Here is a 21398-nt window from a genome sequence, read left to right as displayed (position 1 = left end):
TCTTGAGGATACCTGCCTCATCCCACCACAGGACCTCGCCATGACCCGCCCTGCCTACCTTGACCGCTTCATCCGCTCCTCCCTGGACATCCAGCTGCTGCGCTGGAGCCTGATCCTGATTTTCTTCGGCTTTGGCTATGCCAAGTGGTTCGATTACGAAGCCCAGGCCCTGATCCCGCTGATCGACAACAGCCCGTTGCTGTCCTGGCTGCACCTGGCCTTCGGCATCCACGGCGCCAGCTATGCGCTGGGCGTGGCGGAATGGGCGATTGGCGCGGCGTTGCTGGCCGGCATCTGGCAACCACGGCTGGCGGTGATCGGCGCCCTGGGCTCGGTGCTCACCTACGCCACCACCCTGACCCTGATCGTTACCACTCCGGGCGGCTGGGAGAACAGTGCTGGCGGGTTCCCGGCCATGGGCGGGGCGACGTCCTTCCTGATCAAGGACGCCGTGCTGCTGGCCGCTTCAGTCGCCTTGCTCAAGCACGACCTGCAGCGCAACAGCCCCACCCCGGCCTGAAGCCCTACAGCGCTTCCAGTTCAGCCATCAGGTCACTGAGACGGTCGACCTTGTCATCGCTCAGCTCACTGGCCTTCAGGCTCTGGACATAGGTTGCCAGCTCCTCGACCGTGCTGCACTCGAACATCGCCCGCAGCGGCACGTTCAGTTGCAGCACCTTTTGCACCCGCGAGGCGATCTGGGTGGCCAGCAGCGAATGCCCGCCCAACTCGAAGAAGTTGTCGCGCACCCCGACCCGCTCGGCCTTGAGCACCTCGGCCCAGATCCCGGCCAGGGTGCTCTCCAGTTCGCTGCGCGGCGCCAGGTAGGCCTGGCTGTGCTGGGCGCCGATGTCGATGGCCGGCAAGGCCTTGCGGTCGAGCTTGCCGTTGGCATTGAGCGGCAGTTGCTGGAGCCAGGCCCAGTGCAGCGGCACCATGTACTCCGGCAACTCGGCACGCAGGCGCTGCTTGACTTGCTCCAGCAGCACGCTGGTATCGACACCCGCAGTGCTGGCCACCAGATAGCCGACCAGGTGCTTGCCATTGACCCCGTCCTGCACGCCGACCGCCGCATCGCGAATCGCGCTTTGCTCATGCAGGCGCGCTTCGATCTCGCCCAGCTCGATGCGGTAGCCGCGGATCTTCACCTGATGGTCGATACGGCCGACGTATTCGAGCACGCCGTCAGGCCGCCGGCGCGCCAGGTCGCCGCTGCGATACAGGCGCTCGCCCGGTGCGCCGAACGGGTGCGGGATGAAGGCTTGCGCAGTGCGCAGCGGGTCGCCGACATAACCACGGCCGACACCGGTACCGGCCACACACAACTCACCGACGGCGCCCAGCGGCACCAGTTGCTGATCGTCGCCTATCAGGTACAGGCGGTTGTTGTCGGTCGGCGTACCGATTGGCAGGTAACTGCCACGGGTCGAGGCAGCATCGACGCGGAAGAACGCCACGTCATCGGAACACTCGGCCGGGCCATAGGCATTGACCAGGCCGATGTGCGGGTAGCGCTGCAGCCACTGCCAAGCCAGCTCCGGCGGCATCGCCTCACCGGTCGGCAGCATCCAGCGCAAGCCATCGAGCTGTTGCTGCTCGCTGGCGAGCATGCCCTGGATCAGCGACGGCACGCTTTCCAGTACGGTAATGCCGGTAGCCTGCACGTGTTCCAGCAACCCTTGCGGGTCGTGGGCAATGGCGTTCGGCACGATGGCTACCTGGGCCCCGAACAGCGGTGCGGCGAGGAACTGCCAGACCGAGATATCGAAACTTTGCGAGGCGGTCTGGGCAATCACATCCTGCTCGTCCAGTTGCAGGTACGGCACCTTGCTCAACTGGTTGTTGAGCATGCCGCGCTGCTCGACCATCACCCCCTTGGGCAGGCCGGTGGAGCCTGAGGTATAGATCACATAGGCAAGGTTGTCCGGCCCGCTGTAGATACCTGGATTAGCATCCGGCCCGACGACTGCCTGGACCTGCTCCCAGACCAGCAACTTCGGCCGCCCGGCACAGCTGAGCTCATCAAGCAGAGCACGGCCCTGCTCGGCACAGGCTGCGCTGCACACCAGCACCGGGGTACGACTGAGTTCGATGATCCGCTGCAGGCGTGCACCCGGCAGGCCAGGGTCCAGCGGCAGGTAACCGGCGCCGGCCTTGAAGCTGCCGACGATCATGCCCAGCAGCGGCAGGTCGCGTTCAGCCAGCAGCGCCACTGGCTGATCGATTGCCACGCCGGCGGCCACCAGCGCATGGCCCAGGCGGTTGGCCTGGCGGTTGAGCTCGAGGTAACTCAGCGAGTGTTCCAGGCAGCGCGCAGCAGTGCGTTGTGGATGCGCGGCAACCCGCGCCTCAAACAGTTCGACGTAGCTTTGCTCAAGGCTGTAGGCCTGCTCGCTGCGGTTGCAGTCGTCGAGCAAGAAGCTGCGCTCGGCTTCACCGAGTAATGGCAACTCGCTGACCTCGCCCTGGAAGCCGTCGGCCAGGGCCAGCAGCAGGCGCTTGAATTCGGCCAGCAAGCGCTCGACCGTGGCAGTGTCGAAGTAGCGCTGGTCGAACGACAAATGCAGGCCCAGGTCATCGCCCGGGTAGCAGACCGCGGTCAACGGGAAGTTGGTGTGGGTGCGCCCGGAATCGGAGCTGGCGTTGAGGCTTTGCGCGCGATCGAGTACGGCAACCTCCACCGGCGCGTTCTCGAACACGAACAGGCTGTCAAACAGCGGCTGGCCCTTGGGCAGTTCGCTGCATTCCTGGATGCTCACCAGCGGCAGGTACTCGTACTCGCGCAGTTCCATGTTGCGTTCCAGCAGGCCTTGCAGCCACTGGCGCACGCTGCAGCGCTCGCCCGCGGCCGGCAGTTTTACCCGCAGGGCGATACTGTTGATGAACAGCCCGACCGTACGCTGCATCTGCGGCATGCTCACCGGCCGGCCCGCCACGGTGACGCCGAAAACCACGTCGCGCTCGCCGCTGTAGCGGCTCAGCACCAGCGCCCAGGCGGCTTGGGCAAAGGTGTTGATGGTCAGCTGATGAGCCTGGGCCAGCTCGCGCAAGCGGGCGCCATCGGTGGCATCGAGGCGCGTGTAGCAATCGCCGACGACCATTCCGGCATTTTCCACCGCATGGTCACGCAGCAATGGCCGGTCGCTGGGCACCGCGGTGCTGCGCTCGAAACCTTCGAGGTTGTTGCGCCACCACTGGCGCGCCTCGTCCAGGTTCTGGTGCTGCAGCCAGCTGATGTAGTCGCGGTAGCGCGGCGGCACCGGCAGTTGCGCCTGACGGCCCTCGCCCAGGGCCAGGTAGATCTCGAAGAAGTCATTCATCAGCAGCGAACGGCACCAGGCATCGATGAGGATGTGGTGGTTGCTCATCATGAACCAGTAGCGGTCCTCGCCCACCCGCACCAGGCGCAGGTGGAACGGCGCCTGCTGAAGCAGGTCGAAACCGGCCTCGCGCTCGTGCTTGTGCAATGCCTGCAGGCGCGCTTCCTGTTCAGCTTCAGGGATACCCGACCAGTCTTGATAGTCGACCGCCGTCGCCCCCGGTTTGTGAATGATCTGTAGCATGGCCTCGCCGGCGTTCCAGCAGAACGAGGCGCGCAAGGCTTCGTGACGGCCAACCACCGCTTGCCAGGCCTGGGCAAAGCGCTGCGGGTCCAGCGCGCTGTTGATCCGGTAGCGGTCCTGCATGTAGTAGATGCCGGTGCCCGGCTCCAGCAGAGTATGCAGCAGCAGGCCCTCCTGCATCGGCGTCAGCGGATAGACGTCGTCGATTTGTGCAGCGGCGACCGGCAAGGCATCGATCTGCTCCTGGCTCAATTGCGCCAGCGGGAAGTCCGATGGCGTGAAGCTGCCAGTGCCCGGCGCCAGGCAATGCTCGATCAGGGCAATCAGTTCGAGCCGGTAGGCTTCGACCAGGGTTTCGATGGTTTCCTGGTCATAGCGCTCACGGCTGAAGGTCCAGCGCAACTGCAACTCACCACCGTACACCTGGCCATCGACGCTCAGCCAGTTGGGCAGCGGCGCCTCCAGCGCATGGGCAAGCCCGACGCTTTCATCCACCGGCTGGTACAGCGCGCCGGCCTGGAACTGCTGGTCGAACTGGCCCAGGTAATTGAAGGTGATCCGCGCCTGGGGCAACGCGGCCATGGCTTCGCGCACCGGCGCATCGGCCAGGTAGCGCAGCACACCGTAGCCCAGGCCTTTGTGCGGCACCGTGCGCAATTGCTCCTTGATGGCCTTGATCGAAGCGCCCTGCCCAGCCGCCTCTTCGACGTTATGCGGGCTCAGGCTCAGCGGATAGGCACTGGTGAACCAGCCGACGCTGCGGGTCAGGTCCATGTCTTCGAACAGGTTCTCCCGACCATGGCCTTCCAGTTGCACCAACACCGAGCTGTCGCCGCTCCAGCGGCACAGCACGCGAGCCAGGGCGGTCAGCAGCAGGTCGTTGACCTGGGTGTGATAAGCAGCGGGCGCTTCCTGCAGCAATTGCCGGGTATGGGTCGCGTCCAACTGTACGCTGAGGGTCTGCGCCTGCTGGTGCAGGTTCGCCCCCTGCGGGTGATCGCAGGGCAGTTCGCGGCTGGCGCGGCTCAGTTGCGCTTGCCACCAGCTTTGCTCGTCACGCAGCGAGTCGCTGCCGGCATAAGCCAGCAGGCGCGCCGCCCAGTCGCTCATGGCGCGGGTCTTGGCCGCCAGCGGCTGACCGCGGTACAGCGCTTGCAGGTCTTCCAGCAACACCCGCCACGACACACCATCGACCACCAGATGATGGATCGCCAGCAACAGCCGCTGGCGGCCCTCGCCGTCTTCGACCAGCAAGGCGCGCAGCAGCGGCCCGTCTGCCAGGTCGAGGCTGCGCTGGACATCGCTGTACAGCGCCTGGCAGTCGCCCAGGTCGGCTACCGAGGCCTGCCAGAGCAACTCGCGCTGGTCGGCCTGGGCGTACTCGCCGTGCCACTGGCCGCCTGCCTGGGTGAAGCGCAGGCGCAAGGCATCATGCTGCTGCAGCAACTGCTGCAAGGCCTGCTCCAGGGGCTTGCCGTGCAAACGCTCGGCGGGTGCCAGCAATACCGCCTGGTTCCAGTGCTGAGGGTGCGGCACATCGCTGTCGAAGAACCAGTGCTGGATCGGCGTCAACGCCGCGCGGCCGCTCAGCGGGCCCTGATCAATCTGGCTGGTTTCGCTGCGGCTGACCACGGTCGCCAGGGTCTGGATGGTCTGGTGCTGGAACAGATCGCGCGGGGTGAAATGCAGCCCCGCCTGACGCCCACGGCTGACCACCTGGATCGACAGGATCGAGTCACCGCCCAGTTCGAAGAAGTTGTCCTGCAGGCCAACCTGCTGAACGTTCAGTACCTCGCGCCAGATCGTCGCCAGTTGCTGTTCCAGCTCGCTGCGCGGCGCTTCATATCGTTGGCGGCCCTGCTCAAGGTCCGGCGCCGGCAAGGCGCGGCGGTCTAGCTTGCCATTGCCCATCAGCGGCAGCTGTTCAAGCAGTACCAGGTGAGTCGGCACCATGTAGTCCGGCAGCTGCAGGCGCAGCTGCGCCTTCAGTGCATCACGCAGCGCGGCCTGTTCGGTGGCATCCGCCAGGGCCTGGTCGCAGACAAGATAGCCCGCCAGTTGTTTGCCCCCGGGCATGTCCAGGGCCAGCACCACAGCCTCGCGCACCGCCGGGTGTTCAAGCAGGCGGGTTTCGATCTCACCCAGCTCGATACGAAAGCCGCGAATCTTCACCTGATGGTCGATTCGACCGACATACTCCACCAGCCCGTCAGCACCCTGGCGCACCAGGTCGCCGGTACGGTACAGGCGCCCGCCATTGGCGCTGAACGGATCGGCAACAAAACGCTCGGCGCTCAAGCCCGGGCGCTCGTGGTAACCCTGGGCCAGGCCGGCGCCACCGACGTACAGCTCGCCAATGCCGCCTTGCGGCAACAGGGCCAGGTCGGCATCGAGGATGTACGCGGTGCGCGCACCGACCACGCTGCCGATCGGCACGCTAGCGGCGCCGGCTTCCAGTTGCGCGGGGGCCAGGCACGCCAGGGGCATGACCACGGTTTCGGTCGGGCCATAGGCGTTGAAAAACTGCTGCGGGGTAAAGGCCTGGCGAATGCGCTGCAGGTGCTCGCCGGTCAGTGCTTCACCGCCGGTGATCACCAGGCGCACCGGCAGCGCTTCGTTGCGGCTGGCCAGCCATTGCGCCAGCTGGCTGCCGTAACTTGGGGTAAAGCCAAGGATCGATACCTGCTGCTCGCGGATCAGCGTGCAGATTTCTTCCGCGCCCCACTGCCCCTGGGCACGCAGCACTACCCGCGCGCCACAGAGCAGCGGCACCAGCAGGCGCTCACTGGCCGCGTCGAAATTGATCGAGTAAAAATGCAGCTCACAGTCGTCGCTGCGCATGCCGAAGCGCTCGATCACCGCCTGGCAGTGCATGGCGATTTCACCGTGGCTGACCACCACGCCTTTGGGCTTGCCGGTGGAGCCGGAGGTGTAGATCAGGTAGGCCTGATGGGCCGGCAGGGTCAGCGACGGCAAGGCTTCGCGGCTATACGCGGCGAGGCCGTCACGGTCGTCTTCCAGGCACCAGCGGCCGACCTTGGCCGGCAACTCGCCGAGGGCTTCGAACAGTGCCCGCTGGCCCAGCAACAGGGCGATGCCGCTGTCCTCGATCATGTAGTGCAGGCGCTCCAGCGGGTACTCAGGGTCGAGCGGCACATAGGCGCCGCCAGCCTTGAGGATCGCCAGCAAGCCCACCACCAGTTCCAGCGAACGCTCCAGGGCCAGGCCGACACGCACCTGCGGGCCGACGCCGCGCTCGCGCAGCACCCGGGCCAACTGGTTAGCGCGGGCATCGAGCTCGGCATAGCTCAGGTGCTGACCGGCAAAGGTCAGGGCCAGGGCCTCGGGCTGGCGCGCAGCTTGTTCGCTGAACAGCTGCTCAAGGGTCTGATCCAGCGCCAGGCTGTTGTCACCCTTGAGCGAGTCGCACAACGCCTGTTGCTCGACCGCCGCCAGCAACGGCAACTCGCCCAGGCGCTGCTCGGGATCACCCAGCAGCGCCACCAGCAGGTTCTGCCAGTGGCCGGCCATTTGTGCGATGCGTGGTTCGTCGAACAGGTCGCGGCTGTAAGTCAGGCAGCAACCCAGGCGGCGGTCGAGGTCGGTGACTTCCAGGTTGAGGTCGAACTTGGTCGCACGGGCGTCGTTGACCAGGTACTCGACCTGCATGCCGGCAAGCTCGCGGCTTTGCTGGAACTCCCAGCGCTGGACGTTGCACATCACCTGGAACAGCGGGTTGTAGGCACTGCTGCGGGGCGGCTGCAGGGCCTCGACCAATTGATCGAAAGGCAGGTCCTGATGGGACTGGCCATCGATCACGGTCTGGCGTACCTGCTCGATCAGCTCGCTAACGCGCATCTGCCCGTCGAGCTGGCAACGCAGCACCTGGGTGTTGAGGAAGGCGCCGATCAGGCCTTCGCTTTCCGGACGAATGCGGTTGGCCACCGGCGCGCCGATGCGCAGGTCGCGCTGGCCGCTGTAGCGGTACAGCAGCGCCGCCAGGGTGGCGGTCATGGTCATGAACAGGGTCAGACCGCGCTCGGCATTGAAGGCACGCACCCGCGCCGCCAGCTCCGGGCTCAGGTCGAAACGATAGAGCTCGCCACGGTGGCTTTGCACCGCCGGACGCGGGCGGTCGGCAGGCAGTTCCAGCACCGGGTGCTCATCGCCCAGCTTGGCCTGCCAGTAGTCGAGCTGGCGCTGACGCTCGCCGCTCTCCAGCCACTGGCGCTGCCATACGCTGTAGTCCAGGTACTGCACCGGCAAGGGCTGCAGCGGCGATTCGCGCTCGTCGACAAAGGCCTCGTACAGCTCGCCCAGCTCGCGGGCAAAGATGTCCATGGCCCAGCCTTCGGTGACGATGTGGTGCAACGTCAGGACGAAATAATGCTCACGCTCGCCGGCCTTGACCAGGCAGGCGCGCAGCAGCGGCCCGCGCTCCAGGTCAAACGGCTGGTGCGCCTGCTCATCGGCAAAGGCCTGCAGGCGTTGCTGGCGGTCCACCACGCCATAACTGGAAAAATCCAGCCAGCTCATCTGCAGGTTGCTGTCTTCGGCCACGCACTGGTACGGCACGCCGTCGATGCTCGGGAAGGTGGTGCGCAGGGTTTCGTGGCGCACGATCAGTGCCTGCAACGCCTGCTCGAAGCGGCTGACATCCAGCACCCCGCTCAGGCGCGCCATGCCGCCGACGTTATAGGCCGGGCTGTCGGGTTCCATCTGCCAGAGGAACCACATACGCTGCTGGGAGTAGGACAGCGGCACCGCCTGGCGACGGTCGATGCGCTGGATTTCGCCCTGCAGGTTGCGCGCGCCACTGTGCTGGATCGCCTCAACCGCAGCGGCAAAGGCCCCCAGTTCGCTGGCCTCGAACAGCGTGCGCAGCGGCAACTCGACGTTGCAGGCCTGGCGGGTACGGGAAATGATCTGGGTGGCCAGCAACGAGTGGCCACCGAGGGCGAAGAAGTCATCCTGCAGGCCAACCCGCGGGATGCCCAGCACCTCGCGCCAGATCGCGGCGATCTGCTGCTGCAGGGCACTGCCCGGCTCGATGTGTTCACGCGATTGCCATTGCGGCTCGGGCAAGGCCTTGCGCTCGATCTTGCCGCTCGGGCCCAGCGGCATCTGCGCCAGGTGAACCAGTTGCGCCGGGACCATATAGGCAGGCAATTGCTCGGCCAGGGCGGCCAGCATCTGCCCGCTCGCGTCGATACCGCTGTAGTAGCCGACCAGTTGCGGGCCGGCAGGGGTGTCGCGAATCATCACCAGCGCCTGCTCGACGCCGGGCTGCTTAAGCAGGCAAGCCTCGACCTCTTCGGGCTCGACCCGAAAACCGCGCAGCTTGACCTGCTGATCAAGGCGGCCCAGGTACTCCAGCGCCCCCAGGTCAGCCAGCCAGCGCGCCCGGTCACCACTGCGGTACAGGCGCTGGCCGTCGCCATCGGGCTGCGGCACGAAACGTTCGGCGGTCAGTCCCGCGCGTCCCAGGTAACCCCGGGCCAGACCGACGCCGCCCAGGTACAGTTCACCCGGCACGCCGGGCGAGGTAAGTTCGAGTTCATCGTCGAGCACCCTACACAGTACGTTAGCCAGCGGCCGGCCGATCGGCGAACGCGTACCGTCGGCAGCGCTGCACGGCCAGTGGGTAACGTTGATGGCGGTTTCGGTCGGGCCGTAACGGTTGTGCAGGGCCACCTGCGGCAATACCTGCAGCACCCGCTCACGCAGGCTGGCCGACAGCGCCTCACCGCCAGAGAACAACCGGCGCAGGCTGCTGCACTGTGCCGCCAACGGCTCCTGGACAAACACCTGGAGCAAGGCCGGGACGAAGTGCAAGGTGGTCACGCCATGCTCGCGCACCAGCTCGGCGATACGCTGCGGGTCACGGTGCTCGCCGGGGCCGGCCAGCACCAGTTGGCAACCGTTGACCAGCGGCCAGAAGCATTCCCACACCGACACGTCGAAGCTGATCGGCGCCTTCTGCATCAGCACGTCGCTGTCATTGAGTTGATAGCTGTCCTGCATCCACTGCAGGCGCTCGGCAAGTGCCGCGTGGGTATTGCCGACGCCCTTGGGCTGGCCGGTGGAGCCGGAGGTGTAGATCACATAGGCAAGGTTGTCGCCGTGCAGGTGCAGGCCCGGTGGCTGGCACGGCCAGCTGTCGAGCTTGAGGCGGTCCATGGCGATGGCGCTGACATCTGCGGGCAGGCTCAGGCGCTCGAGCACGTCGCTGTGGCTCAGCAGCAGGCTGGCACCACTGTCGGCGAGCATGTAGGCCAGGCGTTCTGCAGGGTAATCGACATCCAGCGGCACATAGGCCCCCCCGGCCTTGAGGATGGCCAGCAGGCCGATCAGCAGTTGCGGCGAACGCTCGGCGGCGATAGCCACGCACACATCCGGGCCAACGCCCTTGTCGCGCAGGTAATGGGCCAGGCGGTTGGCCTGCTGATGCAGGCTGGCGTAATCGAGGCTGCCGCCCTGCCACACCAGGGCGGTGCGTTCCGGAGTCTGGCGGGCTTGTTCGTTGAGCTGCTCAACTAACCACTGTTGTGCCGGCGCTGCTGGCGCCTGGCCCCAGGCGAGCAATTGCGCACGGCCATCGGCGTCCAGCAGTTGCAGCGCACCGATGGCGACCTGCGGTTGCGCGCAGACTTGCTCCAGCAAGCCGACCAGTTGGGCGCTGATGCGCGCCACGGTCGCGGCATCGAACAGCTCGTCGGCATAGTCGAACGACAGGCTCAGGCGGCCCTGATGGTCTTCTTCACTGTGCAGTTGCAGGTCGAACTTGGCCTCGCGGCTGTGCCACGGCAGCTCATCGGCCAGCAGCCCGGGAAGCCGACGCAGGGCGCTGAGGTCACGCTGCTGGTGGTTGAACATGACCTGGAACAGGCCCTGCTCGCGCACTTGCGGGAAGGCTTCGAGCAGTTGCTCGAACGGCAGGTCCTGATGCGCCTGGGCCTCCAGGCTGCGCTCGCGCACCCGGGCCAACAGCTGGTTGAACGGCAGGCGTGAGTCAAGCTCGGCGCGCAGCACCTGGGTGTTGATGAAAAAGCCCACCAGGCCCTGGGTTTCCAGGCGCGGGCGGTTGGCGTTGGGCACCCCGACACGGATGTCGGTCTGCCCGCTGTAGCGGTGCAGCAGGCTCTGAAAGCCGGCCAGCAACACCATGAACAGCGTTGCGTCATGATCACGGGCCAGGCTGCGCAAGGCTTCGGCCAGGGTCGGCTGCAGGCGCACGCTCAGGCGCGCGGCGGCGTTGCTTTGGCGATTGGCGCGCGGGTGGTCGGTGGCCAGGTCCAGCACCGCGTGCTGCTCACCAAGCCGTTCCTTCCAGTACGCCAGTTGCCGGGCACTTTCACCCTCGGCAAGCCACTGGCGCTGCCAGCTGCCGTAGTCGGCGTAGCCCAGGCTCAAGGCCGGCAGCCGGGCCTGCTGGCCCTGGCAATGGGCGGCGTACAGGCGCGAGAACTCATCAATGAGGATATTCATCGACCAACCATCGGCGATGATGTGGTGCAGGGTCACCCACAGCTGATGGTCTTCGCTGTCCAGCCGCACCAGGGTCACGCGCAGCAGCGGGCCCTGTTGCAGGTTGAAGGGCTGCATGGCTTCGGCTTCGCGCTGCGCCAATACGTCCTGGCTGCTGGCGGCAGACAGGTCCAGGCGCTGCAGGTTGAACACCTGGCTCGGCAGGATGCGCTGCAAGGCCTGGCCGTCTTCCTCGGCAAACACCGTGCGCAAGGCTTCGTGCCGCGCGACCAGGGCCTGGAAGCTGGCCTGCAGCGCCGCTTCGTCCAGCTCGCCGCGCAGGCGCAGGGCGCCGGGAATGTTGTACGCCGCACTGTGCGGCTGCAGTTGCCAGGTCAGCCACAGGCGGTTTTGTGCCAGTGACTGCGGCAGCGCCTGGGCGCGGTCGAGACGGCTGATGGCGCCACGGGCGACACCGCCATCGTGTTGCAACGCCGCCACTGCCGCGCTGAAGTCAGCCAGGGTCGGCGCCTCGAACAGCACCCGCACACCCAGCTCAATGCCCAACTCATCGGCCAGGCGCGCGCACACCTGGGTGGCGGCGATGGAGTTGCCGCCAAGCAGGAAGAAGTGATCGTCAGCGGCTATCTGCTCAAGGCCCAGCAATTGGCCCCACAGGCGGGCAACCCGGGCTTGCATACTGGTCGCCGCAACCGCCTGATCAGCCACCGCTGCTGCTTGCGGGTCGGGGAAACGCGCGTAGCAATCGAGACTGCCATCGTCCATGCGCAAGCGGCAGGCCGAGCGCTGCAGCTTGCCGCTGGAGGTCTTCGGCAAGGCGCCAGGGTTGAGCAGCAGGACCACCGCCGGCGCCTGCTGGCAGGCATCGGCGATCACCTGGCGCAGGGTCTTGATCAGGCTCGCAGGGGTGATGATTTTCTGTACGTTGCGGCTGACCTCGACGGCCACGCCGATGCCCTCCTCGCCGCAGTCATCGACCGCGAACACCGCCACCCGGCCTTTGCGCAGCACCTCGACTTCACGCTCCAGGGTCTTTTCCAGGTCCTGCGGGTAGAGGTTGTGGCCGCGTACGATCAGCAAGTCCTTGAGCCGACCGGTGACGAACAGCTCGCCATCGCGCAAGAAGCCCAGGTCACCGGTGCGCAACCAGGTCCGCCCGCCCTGCTCGACAAAGGTGCGCGCCGAGGCTTCGGGGTTGCGCCAGTAGCCCTTGGCGATGCTCGGGCCAGTGGCCCAGATTTCACCGACCTGGTTGTCGGCCAGCGGTGCCAGCGCGTGTGGCTCGACGATCTGCACCGCATGCAGCGGCTGGCTGCGCCCGCAACTCATCTGCACCGTGCCCCGGCCCGCTTCGGCGCTGTTGCGCGCCAGCGCCTGGCGATCAAGCTCCAGTGCGCCAATACCTTGGCCGCGGGTGCTGCCGCTGACGAACAACGTGGCTTCGGCCAGGCCGTAGCTGGCAAAAAAATTCTCCGGCACAAAGCCGCAAGCGGCGAACTTGTCGGCGAAGGCCTGCAGGCTGTCCTGGCGGATCGGCTCGGAGCCGGAATAGGCCACCCGCCATTTACTCAGGTCGAGGCTGGCCATTGCCGCGGCGCTGACCCGTTCGCTGCACAAGCGATAGGCAAAGTCCGGCCCGCCGCTGATGGTGCCGCCATGGTCGCTGATCGCCTGCAGCCAGCGCTGCGGCCGGGCAAGAAAATACGCCGGGGCCATCAACACGCAGGGCACGCCACTGAAGATCGGTTGCAGCAGGCCTCCGATCAGGCCCATGTCGTGGTACAGCGGCAGCCAGCTGACGATCACGTCATCAGGGTTCACATCGATGCCGAAGCCCTCGCGGATCAGCACTTCGTTGGCTACCAGGTTGCCATGGCTGACCTGCACGCCCTTGGGCAATGCGGTGGAGCCGGAGGTGTACTGCAAAAAGGCGATGTCGTCGCCCTGCAGGGGCGGCGCCTGCCAGCCTGCGGCCAGTTCAGCGGCCAGGCTGTCGACTGCCAGCAGTTGTGGCGCGCCGGGCCCGGCCAACACTTCGAGAGCCTGCAGGCTGTCGTGCAGGGCGCTGGTGGTCAGCAGCAGGCGCGGCTCGGCATCGTCGATGATCGACAGCAGGCGCTCCTGGTGGTGACGGCGCGATGACTCTGGCGGATAGGCCGGTACAGCGATCACCCCGGCATACAGGCAAGCAAAGAACGCTGCGACGTAATCCGGGCCACTGGGGAACAGCAGGATGGCGCGGTCCCCCACCTCGGTACGTGCCTGCAAAGCCGCGGCGATGGTCCGCGCCCGCTGATCGAGGTCGTGATAGGAAAGCACGGCTTGATCACGCGGGTCTTCGGCCAGAAAGCGCAAGGCAACCCGGTCGGGTGTGCGCGCAGCACGTTGAACCAGCGCCTGGACCAGCGTAACCGGGAGTTCGAAGGCGTCCGTCATGAGGGGTTCCTGCCAGAGTCTGTACGTGAAATCAGGTCTCGGCCAGCGCAGGGCGGGCACACTGGCACCGCGTTGCGCCTTGCCGGAGCCGAGGATGTACAGAGAGGAACGGATGGCCGGAGGAAATAATTAAGACGTGCGCAGCCGGTCGGGCCGGGTGAAAAAATCTGGAGTTTGAAGCCGGTCACAAAGTAAAAGCTTAGAACCAAAAAGCATAGAGACTTATTAACTTTCGCATTTGACAATAATTATCATTACGAATAGTTTGTCGCACGTCGTAGGAAGCCTCCGAAACTGGAGCGCTCCACTTCCCTCTTAGAGATAAGGTGATTTCCATGGCGGAACAACTATCCACAAGTAAGTGCGATTCACCGTTACTCCAGGCGTTTGTCGACAACCGCAGCATCCTCGTGAAGATTGCCGCGCGCATTACCGGCTGTCGCTCCCGGGCCGAAGACGTGGTCCAGGATGCCTTCTTCCGGCTCAGCGCAGCGCCGCAGATCACCTCCTCGTTCAAGGCCCAGCTCAGCTACCTGTTCCAGATCGTGCGCAACCTGGCCATCGACCACTACCGCAAGCAGGCCATGGAGCTCAAATACTCCGGCAGCGAAGAGGAAGGCCTGAACGTCGTTATCCAGGGGGCTTCGCCAGAAGCCACGCATATCAACTTCGCCACCCTGGAACACATTGCCGAGGCGCTCAACGACCTGCCCCAGCGCACCCGCTACGCCTTCGAAATGTACCGCCTGCACGGCGTGCCACAAAAAGACATCGCCAAGGAACTGGGCGTCTCGCCGACCCTGGTCAACTTCATGATTCGCGATGCCCTGGTACATTGTCGGAAAGTCTCAAGCCAGAGGGCTTGAGAGCGACAAGCTGCAAGCTTCAGGCGGCAAGTGGGTAGTGATGCCGCTTGCCGCGCTTGAGGGTCAAAGCAACCTGCAACCTTCGAAGAACCGCTCCCGCCCCAGAATCATCAATGCCGCACGCTTGTGCGGAAAGTCGAACTCCTTCTCGCAATGAAAACACTGCTCGTGCATGTAGCCGATCATCTTGCCGTTGTCGGCACGTGGCTCGGCCACTACTCGCTGGGTGCGCGGATCGTCCAGGAACAGGTAGTGGACCAGCGCTGACAACCAGCTGGCGACCTTGTGCGGGCCACGATGCTGCTCCTCCCCCACCAGCATGTGGATGCCGCGATCGTAGTCGTCCACCGCATAGAATGGCGCGATGCGGTCTTCCTTGGCCCAGTAGGCTTCGAAGTAGGCGAACGGCTGGTCGTCGAAGCTACCGATCAGGGTCAGGCTGTGCGGATCGGCTTCGAGCTTGCTCAGGTAGTCACGGTGCTGTTCGAGGCTGCCGCCCTCCTGCCAGAAGTTGAGCACCCGCGGGTTGTTCTGCCAGCGGTTGAAACGCTCCAGGTCCTGATCGATTTCCAGGGTACGTAACGAGATCCAGGCGCCGAGCCGGGCATCGAAGCGCCGATACACTTCGCCACGCGGTTTTGGTGCGCGGCGGGGATGGCGCTTGCCGTCACTGAGCTGCATCTGCTGCGGGTACACGCCTGCGAAGGGCTGGCCGAGCCAGGGTTGTGGCAATTGCCAGAACAGGCTGCGTTCGCACAGGTACTGGCCCGGGCTCGGTGTGCTGACCAGCAAGCCGCTGTTCAGGGCGTCCTGCGGCGCTTCATGCAGCTGCCAGGTCAGGCGCTGACAACCAGGGTCGCGTGCAAACAACCAGTAACAGACAGCCCACAGGGCTTGCTGCGCGCGGTCGCGCGCGTAGTCTTCAAGCTGCACCTGCAAGGTCTCGCCCCGCTGCAGGCGCACCCGCACCAACGGGCTGCCTTCAAGTACCAGGCTCAGGTGGCAATCACCTTCATCGGCGCTGAGGCTGCGCCAGCGCGGCAAGGACAAAGTCGGCGAAGCGGAATCGAATGGCATGATCGAGGCTCACGGAAGGAATGATCGGCTCACCCTTGTGAACGTAGCCTGTGCAGGCAAATTTAGTCGCCCTTGGGCGTGCTGACGCTGATGCGATAGGGCTGGAAGATTTTCAGCATCGCGCCGTTGTCGCGCAGCGACTGCAACAACCTGGCAAACGCCGGCGCGCTGATCGGCGCACCCGGACGCAGCAGTGCGTAGTGATGGTAGACCTGGTCGACCCGGTCGGAGGCCAATAGCTGGTCGGCGCTTTGCGGGTTACGTACGAGAAAATCGCTCAGGTAAGAACGGGTCACCAGGGCGATATCGGCGCGGCCACGCTGAACCATCAGCAGGTTGCTGTCATGGGAATAGGTCAGGGTCGCGTTGTAGGTGTCGGCCAGGTACTTGGGGTCGGGATTGAAACTGGCGAAGGCGTAGTGATAGCCGCTGTACAACGCCAGGCGCTTGCCCTTGAGGTCGTTGAAGTAATGCTGATCGCGGCCGGACTGGCGATGGGTGACGAAGACTTCGGCGTCTTCCAGGCCCATGTCGACACTTTCATGGGGGATCTGCTGCCAGCCCCATTCAGGGTTTTCGAAGATCGCCATGTCGGTGCGCCCCTGCTGGAAGTCGCCAAAACGACGCGGGATCGAGGTCGGCACAAGGACGAAGCGATAACGTTGCTGGGTGTTGTTGAGCGCCTCGATCAATTGCGGCAACAGGCCGGTATCGGCGCCCTGCTCGGGCCGTACGGTATAGGGTGGAAAATGCGCTGCGCCGACCTTGACCTCGATTTCCTCTGCTGCCCAGGCTGAGGGCGACAGCCAGGTCGCGGCAAGCATGAACAGCAAGGGCACGGCCTGTGGCATGGGCGTCGAACTCAAAGCAACACACTCTTTGCGGATTTGAACCGGAATCCGCCTAAGCTAGGCGTTTTCCGGGCGTTGCACAACTGTCGGTTATGCCAAGCGCAGCAGGCAAAACGCCAGGGGATACCCGCCGCGCCCGAGTTTGGCTACGCTCTATCGAGTCTTGTATGGGAGCCTACTATGGGCCATTGGCTGGTGATCGACCTTGAAGCAACCACAGACGATGGCGGCTGGCCGGTCACGGATATGGAAATCATCGAAATCGGCGCGACCCTGGTGGATCGCCAGGGCCGTGAAGTCGGGCATTTCCAGCGTTTCGTGCGCCCGCGCCGGCGTCCGCAACTGACGCCGTTCTGCCGTGAACTGACGCACATCAGCCAGGCCAACGTCGACACTGCGGCCACCTTCACCGAGGTCTGGGCGCAGTTCGAGCGCTGGCTCGGCCATCATGCCAAGCACCTGGAGGGCTGGGTCAGCTGGGGCGATTACGACCGCAAGCAACTGCTGCAGGAGTGGCAGCAGTACCAGCTCGCCAGCCTGCTGCAGACCCTGCCGCACATCAACCTCAAGCAACGCTTCGCCAAGGCCCGCCAGTTGCAGCGCCCGCTGGGCCTCAATGGCGCGTTGCAACTGGCCGGCCTGCAGTTCAGCGGACAGCAGCACCGCGCCCTGGAAGACGCGCGCAACACTGCCCGCCTGCTGCCCCTGACCCTGCCGGCCAATGGCACCTGAAAGCGGATGACGACGCTGCGGGCCTTGGGCATACTGGCCTGCCTTTTTAGCCCCTGTTCAGGAGTCGCCCATGTTTAAAGTCAACGAGTACTTTGATGGCACGGTCAAGTCGATCGCCTTCGGCACCGCTGAAGGTCCGGCCACGGTTGGCGTAATGGCCCCGGGTGAATACGAGTTCGGCACTGCCCAGCGCGAAATCATGCACGTGGTCTCGGGCGCGTTGACGGTCAAACTGCCAGACAGCGACAACTGGGAAACTTTCAGCGCCGGCAGCCAGTTCAATGTCCCGGCCAACAGCAAGTTCCAGCTCAAGGTGGCGGTTGATACGGCTTACCTGTGCGAGTATCGCGGTTAAGCCGCTGTAGGAGCGGGCTTGCCCCGCGATCAGCGAGTGGCCACACCGCCGTAATCGCGGGCGAGCCCGCTCCTACCATCAGTGCAAAAAACCTGTGATCCTCTGCGCCGCCGTCGCCAGATGATCGGCATGGCTGAACCCCGAAGCCTTCAGCGGCTTCAGGTCATGATCCCCCGCCTGCAGCCAGCACAGCTCGATCGCTGACGACAGCGCATAACCTTCCACCGTCTGCCGGTTGCCCAGGGCATCGCGCTCGCCCTGAACAATCAGGGTCGGTGTCTGCAATCCGGCCAAATGCGCCACCCGTGGTTTTTCCGGCTTGCCCGCGGCATAGAACGGATAGCCCAGGCACACCAGCGCATCAGCGCCCAACTCATCGGCCACGAGACTGGCCATGCGCCCGCCCATGGACTTGCCACCGATCGCGAGCGTCCCAGTGACCAATGGTCGCACCTGGCTGTACACCTCACGCCAGCATTCGAGCAGTTTGGCCTGGGGATTTGGCGGCCTTTTGCCACCATCGATGCGTCGCTGGGCCATGTAGGGAAACTCGAAGCGCAGCACCCCCAGCCCTTGCTCCGCCAGCCTTTGCGCGATTTCCTCCATGAACCCGCTGTCCATCGGCGCACCCGCGCCATGGGCCAGGATCAGGCACCCCGAATGCTGGCCATCCCCCTGATTTTGCGGGGCATTCCACAGCCAGCCGCGGCTTTTGACCAGCCGCGCCCATTGATCCCCGTCAATACCGGCCAGTTGCCCATTACTCATGCTTGCCTCGCTGTTTAGTCTGCCTATAACCGTGGATGGGAACCCATACATGAACACAACCAGCAGTACCGCCTACAACTACAAGGTGGTCCGCCAATTCGCCATTATGACGGTGGTGTGGGGAATCGTCGGGATGGGGCTCGGCGTTTTTCTCGCCGCGCAACTCGTCTGGCCTTCGCTCAACTTCGACCTCCCCTGGACCAGCTTCGGCCGCCTGCGACCCTTGCACACCAACGCGGTGATCTTCGCCTTCGGTGGTTGCGCACTGTTCGCCGCTTCCTACTACTCGGTCCAGCGTACCTGCCAGACCACCCTGTTCTCGCCACGCCTGGCGGCTTTCACCTTCTGGGCCTGGCAATTGGTGATCCTGCTGGCTGCCATCAGCCTGCCGCTGGGTTATACCAGCTCCAAGGAGTACGCCGAACTGGAATGGCCGATCGACATCCTGATCACCATTGTCTGGGTGGCCTACGCCGTGGTGTTCTTCGGCACCCTGATGAAGCGCACCACCAAGCACATTTATGTGGGTAACTGGTTCTTCGGTGCGTTCATCATCACCGTGGCAATTCTGCACATCGTCAACAACCTGGAAATTCCGGTCAGCCTGACCAAGTCCTACTCGCTGTACGGTGGCGCCACCGACGCCATGGTCCAGTGGTGGTACGGCCACAACGCCGTAGGCTTCTTCCTGACCGCAGGCTTCCTGGGCATGATGTATTACTTCGTGCCGAAACAGGCCGAGCGTCCGGTGTATTCCTATCGCCTGTCGATCGTGCACTTCTGGGCGCTGATCACCCTGTACATCTGGGCAGGTCCCCACCACCTGCACTACACCGCCCTGCCCGACTGGGCGCAGTCGCTGGGCATGATCATGTCGCTGATCCTCCTGGCGCCAAGCTGGGGCGGCATGATCAACGGCATGATGACCCTCTCGGGTGCCTGGCATAAGCTGCGCAGCGACCCGATCCTGCGTTTCCTCGTGGTATCGCTGGCGTTCTACGGCATGTCGACCTTCGAAGGCCCGATGATGGCGATCAAGACCGTCAACGCCCTGTCGCACTACACCGACTGGACCATCGGCCACGTACACGCCGGCGCCCTTGGCTGGGTTGCGATGATCTCGATCGGCGCCCTGTACCACATGATCCCGAAAGTGTTTGGCCGCGAGCAGATGTACAGCCTCGGCCTGATCAACGCGCACTTCTGGCTGGCGACCATCGGCACCGTGCTCTACATCGCCTCGATGTGGGTCAACGGCATCGCCCAGGGCCTGATGTGGCGCGCAGTCAACGAAGACGGCACGCTGACCTACTCCTTCGTCGAAACCCTGGTGGCCAGCCACCCAGGCTTCATCGTGCGCTTCGTCGGCGGGGCGATCTTCCTCACCGGCATGTTGCTGATGGCCTACAACACCTGGCGCACCGTACGTGCCCCGGTGGCCGCGACCGCCCCTGCCGCTGCGCAGCTGGCCTGAGGAGACCCTGATGAAACACGAAGTAATCGAGAAGAACGTCTTCCTGCTGGTGCTGTTGATGGTGTTTGCCGTCAGCATCGGCGGCCTGACCCAGATCGTTCCGCTGTTCTTCCAGGACGTCACCAACAAGCCAGTGGAAGGCATGAAGCCCTACACCGCGCTGCAACTGGAAGGCCGCGACATCTACATCCGTGAAGGCTGCGTGCAGTGCCACTCGCAGATGATCCGTCCGTTCCGCGCCGAAACCGAACGCTACGGCCACTACTCGGTCGCCGGTGAAAGCGTCTGGGACCACCCGTTCCTCTGGGGTTCCAAGCGCACCGGCCCGGACCTGGCCCGCGTCGGTGGCCGCTACTCCGACGACTGGCACCGTGCGCACCTGTACAACCCGCGCAACGTCGTGCCCGAGTCGAAGATGCCGGCCTACCCATGGCTGGTCGCCAACCCGGTCGACAGCAGCCACACCGAGACCAAGTTGAGCACCATGCGCACCCTCGGCGTGCCGTACACCGATGCCGACATCAGCGGCGCGGTGGAATCGCTCAAGGGCAAGACCGAAATGGACGCGCTGGTTGCCTACCTGCAGGTGCTCGGCACCGCGATCAAGAACAAGAGGTAAGGGCCATGGACTTCACACTGGATATCGGCCAATTGCGCGGCCTGGGCACCCTGCTGGTGGCCATCGCCTTCATTGGCCTGTCGCTGTGGGTGTTCAACGGCCGGCGTGACCGTGAATTCGCCGAAGCCAGCCTGCTGCCGTTTGCCGACGACCGCCTGGCACCTGCCGCCAACGAACCCGAACCGAGGAGTAACGGGCAATGACCACCTTCTGGAGTACGTACATCTGCGTACTGACCATCGGTAGCCTGATCGGCCTGACCTGGCTGCTGCTGGGCACCCGCAAGGGCGAAACCAAAGGCACCACCGACCAGACCATGGGCCACAGCTTCGACGGCATCGAGGAGTACGACAACCCGCTGCCCAAGTGGTGGTTCTGGCTGTTCGTCGCCACCCTGGTGTTTTCGGTCGGCTACCTGATCCTCTATCCAGGCCTGGGCAACTGGAAAGGCATCCTGCCGGGCTATGAGGACGGCTGGACGCAGACCAACGAATGGCAAAAGGAAATGAACAAGGCCGACGCCAAGTTCGGACCGATCTTCGCCAAGTTCGCCGCCATGCCGGTGGAAGAAGTGGCCAAGGATCCGCAGGCGCTGAAAATGGGCGGCCGTCTGTTCGCCTCCAACTGCGCTGTTTGCCACGGTTCCGACGCCAAGGGTGCCTACGGCTTCCCTAACCTCACCGACAAGGACTGGCGCTGGGGTGGCGAGCCGGAAACCATCAAGGCCTCCATCATGGGCGGCCGTCACGGGGTAATGCCGGCCTGGGCCGATGTGATTGGCGAACAAGGCGTTGCCGACGTTGCCGCCTTCGTGCTGACCAACCTCGATGGCCGCAGCCTGCCGCAGGAAGCCAAGGCGGATCCGGCCAACGGCGAGAAGCTGTTTGCCGCCAACTGCGTGGCCTGCCACGGCCCTGAAGGCAAAGGCACCCCGGCCATGGGCGCACCGGACCTGACCCACCCGACCGCGTTCATCTACGGCTCAAGCTTCGCCCAACTGCAGCAGACCATCCGCTACGGCCGTCAGGGCCAGATGCCTGCCCAGGAAGCGATCCAGGGCAACGACAAGGTCCACTTGCTGGCCGCCTATGTCTACAGCCTGTCCCAGGAGCAACCTGCACAAGGCGAAAGCCTGTCTGCCAAGTAAAACGATTGAGTAACTGAGCCTT

At 64.6% G+C, this 21398-nt stretch carries 12 protein-coding genes; 8 read left to right on the top strand and 4 right to left on the bottom strand.

Going from position 1 to position 21398, the window contains the following annotated elements; genetic code table 11:
• The first annotated feature begins 40 nt into the window (after positions 1 to 40).
• A complete protein-coding gene (locus LOY22_RS08410) occupies positions 41 to 520 on the top strand; it encodes a YkgB family protein (RefSeq protein ID WP_045200489.1) in 480 nt (159 codons plus the stop codon).
• 4 nt (positions 521 to 524) lie between these two features.
• Here LOY22_RS08410 and LOY22_RS08405 read toward each other — a convergent pair whose 3' ends face one another.
• On the bottom strand, positions 525 to 13487 hold the full coding sequence (locus LOY22_RS08405) for a non-ribosomal peptide synthetase (RefSeq protein WP_258597111.1): 12963 nt from the start codon (positions 13485 to 13487) through the stop codon (positions 525 to 527).
• Positions 13488 to 13822: 335 nt separating this feature from the next.
• Here LOY22_RS08405 and LOY22_RS08400 point away from each other — a divergent pair, with 335 nt between their 5' ends.
• Positions 13823 to 14353 carry an RNA polymerase factor sigma-70 gene (locus LOY22_RS08400; protein WP_093385407.1) on the top strand — a complete coding sequence of 177 codons (531 nt, stop codon included), beginning with the start codon at positions 13823 to 13825 and terminating at the stop codon, positions 14351 to 14353.
• Between the two features lie 63 nt (positions 14354 to 14416).
• Here the strand turns inward: LOY22_RS08400 and LOY22_RS08395 are convergent, their stop codons facing one another.
• Both LOY22_RS08395 and LOY22_RS08390 read right to left on the bottom strand, forming a co-directional pair.
• Positions 14417 to 15430 (bottom strand): GNAT family N-acetyltransferase, encoded by a 1014-nt coding sequence (locus LOY22_RS08395; protein WP_045200484.1) that lies wholly within the window; start codon positions 15428 to 15430, stop codon positions 14417 to 14419.
• 62 nt (positions 15431 to 15492) lie between these two features.
• Positions 15493 to 16254, bottom strand: a complete 762-nt coding sequence (locus LOY22_RS08390) for an ABC transporter substrate-binding protein (RefSeq protein WP_045200574.1) — start codon at positions 16252 to 16254, stop codon at positions 15493 to 15495.
• A gap of 207 nt (positions 16255 to 16461) precedes the next feature.
• Here LOY22_RS08390 and LOY22_RS08385 point away from each other — a divergent pair, with 207 nt between their 5' ends.
• Positions 16462 to 17013 carry an exonuclease domain-containing protein gene (locus LOY22_RS08385; RefSeq protein ID WP_045200482.1) on the top strand — a complete coding sequence of 184 codons (552 nt, stop codon included), beginning with the start codon at positions 16462 to 16464 and terminating at the stop codon, positions 17011 to 17013.
• 70 nt (positions 17014 to 17083) lie between these two features.
• Positions 17084 to 17368: a pyrimidine/purine nucleoside phosphorylase gene (locus LOY22_RS08380; RefSeq protein WP_010225980.1), complete on the top strand. Its 285-nt coding sequence runs from the start codon at positions 17084 to 17086 to the stop codon at positions 17366 to 17368.
• 78 nt (positions 17369 to 17446) lie between these two features.
• Here LOY22_RS08380 and LOY22_RS08375 read toward each other — a convergent pair whose 3' ends face one another.
• Positions 17447 to 18136, bottom strand: a complete 690-nt coding sequence (locus LOY22_RS08375) for an alpha/beta family hydrolase (protein WP_093385412.1) — start codon at positions 18134 to 18136, stop codon at positions 17447 to 17449.
• 49 nt (positions 18137 to 18185) lie between these two features.
• Between LOY22_RS08375 and ccoN the strand changes: the two genes are divergently transcribed.
• From ccoN to ccoP, 4 genes are read left to right on the top strand one after another with little or no spacing between them, the layout of a single operon-like run.
• The gene (gene ccoN, locus LOY22_RS08370) at positions 18186 to 19610 is read left to right on the top strand and encodes a cytochrome-c oxidase, cbb3-type subunit I (protein WP_038996264.1); all 1425 of its coding nucleotides are present in this window, start codon (positions 18186 to 18188) and stop codon (positions 19608 to 19610) included.
• 10 nt (positions 19611 to 19620) lie between these two features.
• Positions 19621 to 20229: a cytochrome-c oxidase, cbb3-type subunit II gene (gene ccoO / locus LOY22_RS08365; RefSeq protein ID WP_038996265.1), complete on the top strand. Its 609-nt coding sequence runs from the start codon at positions 19621 to 19623 to the stop codon at positions 20227 to 20229.
• Positions 20230 to 20234: 5 nt separating this feature from the next.
• A complete protein-coding gene (locus tag LOY22_RS08360) occupies positions 20235 to 20432 on the top strand; it encodes a CcoQ/FixQ family Cbb3-type cytochrome c oxidase assembly chaperone (RefSeq protein WP_010225988.1) in 198 nt (65 codons plus the stop codon).
• Positions 20429 to 21376: a cytochrome-c oxidase, cbb3-type subunit III gene (gene ccoP / locus LOY22_RS08355; protein ID WP_093385416.1), complete on the top strand. Its 948-nt coding sequence runs from the start codon at positions 20429 to 20431 to the stop codon at positions 21374 to 21376. Before LOY22_RS08360 ends, ccoP begins: the two co-directional genes overlap by 4 nt.
• Positions 21377 to 21398: the final 22 nt, after the last annotated feature.

The organism is Pseudomonas sp. B21-035, from assembly GCF_024748945.1.
In the GTDB taxonomy this organism is placed as follows: Bacteria; Pseudomonadota; Gammaproteobacteria; order Pseudomonadales; family Pseudomonadaceae; genus Aquipseudomonas.
Note: the sequence above shows the minus strand (reverse complement) of the source record. Positions and strands in the feature narration are given on the sequence as shown.

Coding starts and splice junctions, on each gene's coding strand:
- LOY22_RS08410 (WP_045200489.1), top strand. CDS start 41: ATGACCCGCCCTGCCTACCTTGACCGCTTCATCCGCTCCTCCCTGGAC.
- LOY22_RS08405 (WP_258597111.1), bottom strand. CDS start 13,487: ATGACGGACGCCTTCGAACTCCCGGTTACGCTGGTCCAGGCGCTGGTT.
- LOY22_RS08400 (WP_093385407.1), top strand. CDS start 13,823: ATGGCGGAACAACTATCCACAAGTAAGTGCGATTCACCGTTACTCCAG.
- LOY22_RS08395 (WP_045200484.1), bottom strand. CDS start 15,430: ATGCCATTCGATTCCGCTTCGCCGACTTTGTCCTTGCCGCGCTGGCGC.
- LOY22_RS08390 (WP_045200574.1), bottom strand. CDS start 16,254: ATGCTTGCCGCGACCTGGCTGTCGCCCTCAGCCTGGGCAGCAGAGGAA.
- LOY22_RS08385 (WP_045200482.1), top strand. CDS start 16,462: ATGGGCCATTGGCTGGTGATCGACCTTGAAGCAACCACAGACGATGGC.
- LOY22_RS08380 (WP_010225980.1), top strand. CDS start 17,084: ATGTTTAAAGTCAACGAGTACTTTGATGGCACGGTCAAGTCGATCGCC.
- LOY22_RS08375 (WP_093385412.1), bottom strand. CDS start 18,136: ATGAGTAATGGGCAACTGGCCGGTATTGACGGGGATCAATGGGCGCGG.
- ccoN (WP_038996264.1), top strand. CDS start 18,186: ATGAACACAACCAGCAGTACCGCCTACAACTACAAGGTGGTCCGCCAA.
- ccoO (WP_038996265.1), top strand. CDS start 19,621: ATGAAACACGAAGTAATCGAGAAGAACGTCTTCCTGCTGGTGCTGTTG.
- LOY22_RS08360 (WP_010225988.1), top strand. CDS start 20,235: ATGGACTTCACACTGGATATCGGCCAATTGCGCGGCCTGGGCACCCTG.
- ccoP (WP_093385416.1), top strand. CDS start 20,429: ATGACCACCTTCTGGAGTACGTACATCTGCGTACTGACCATCGGTAGC.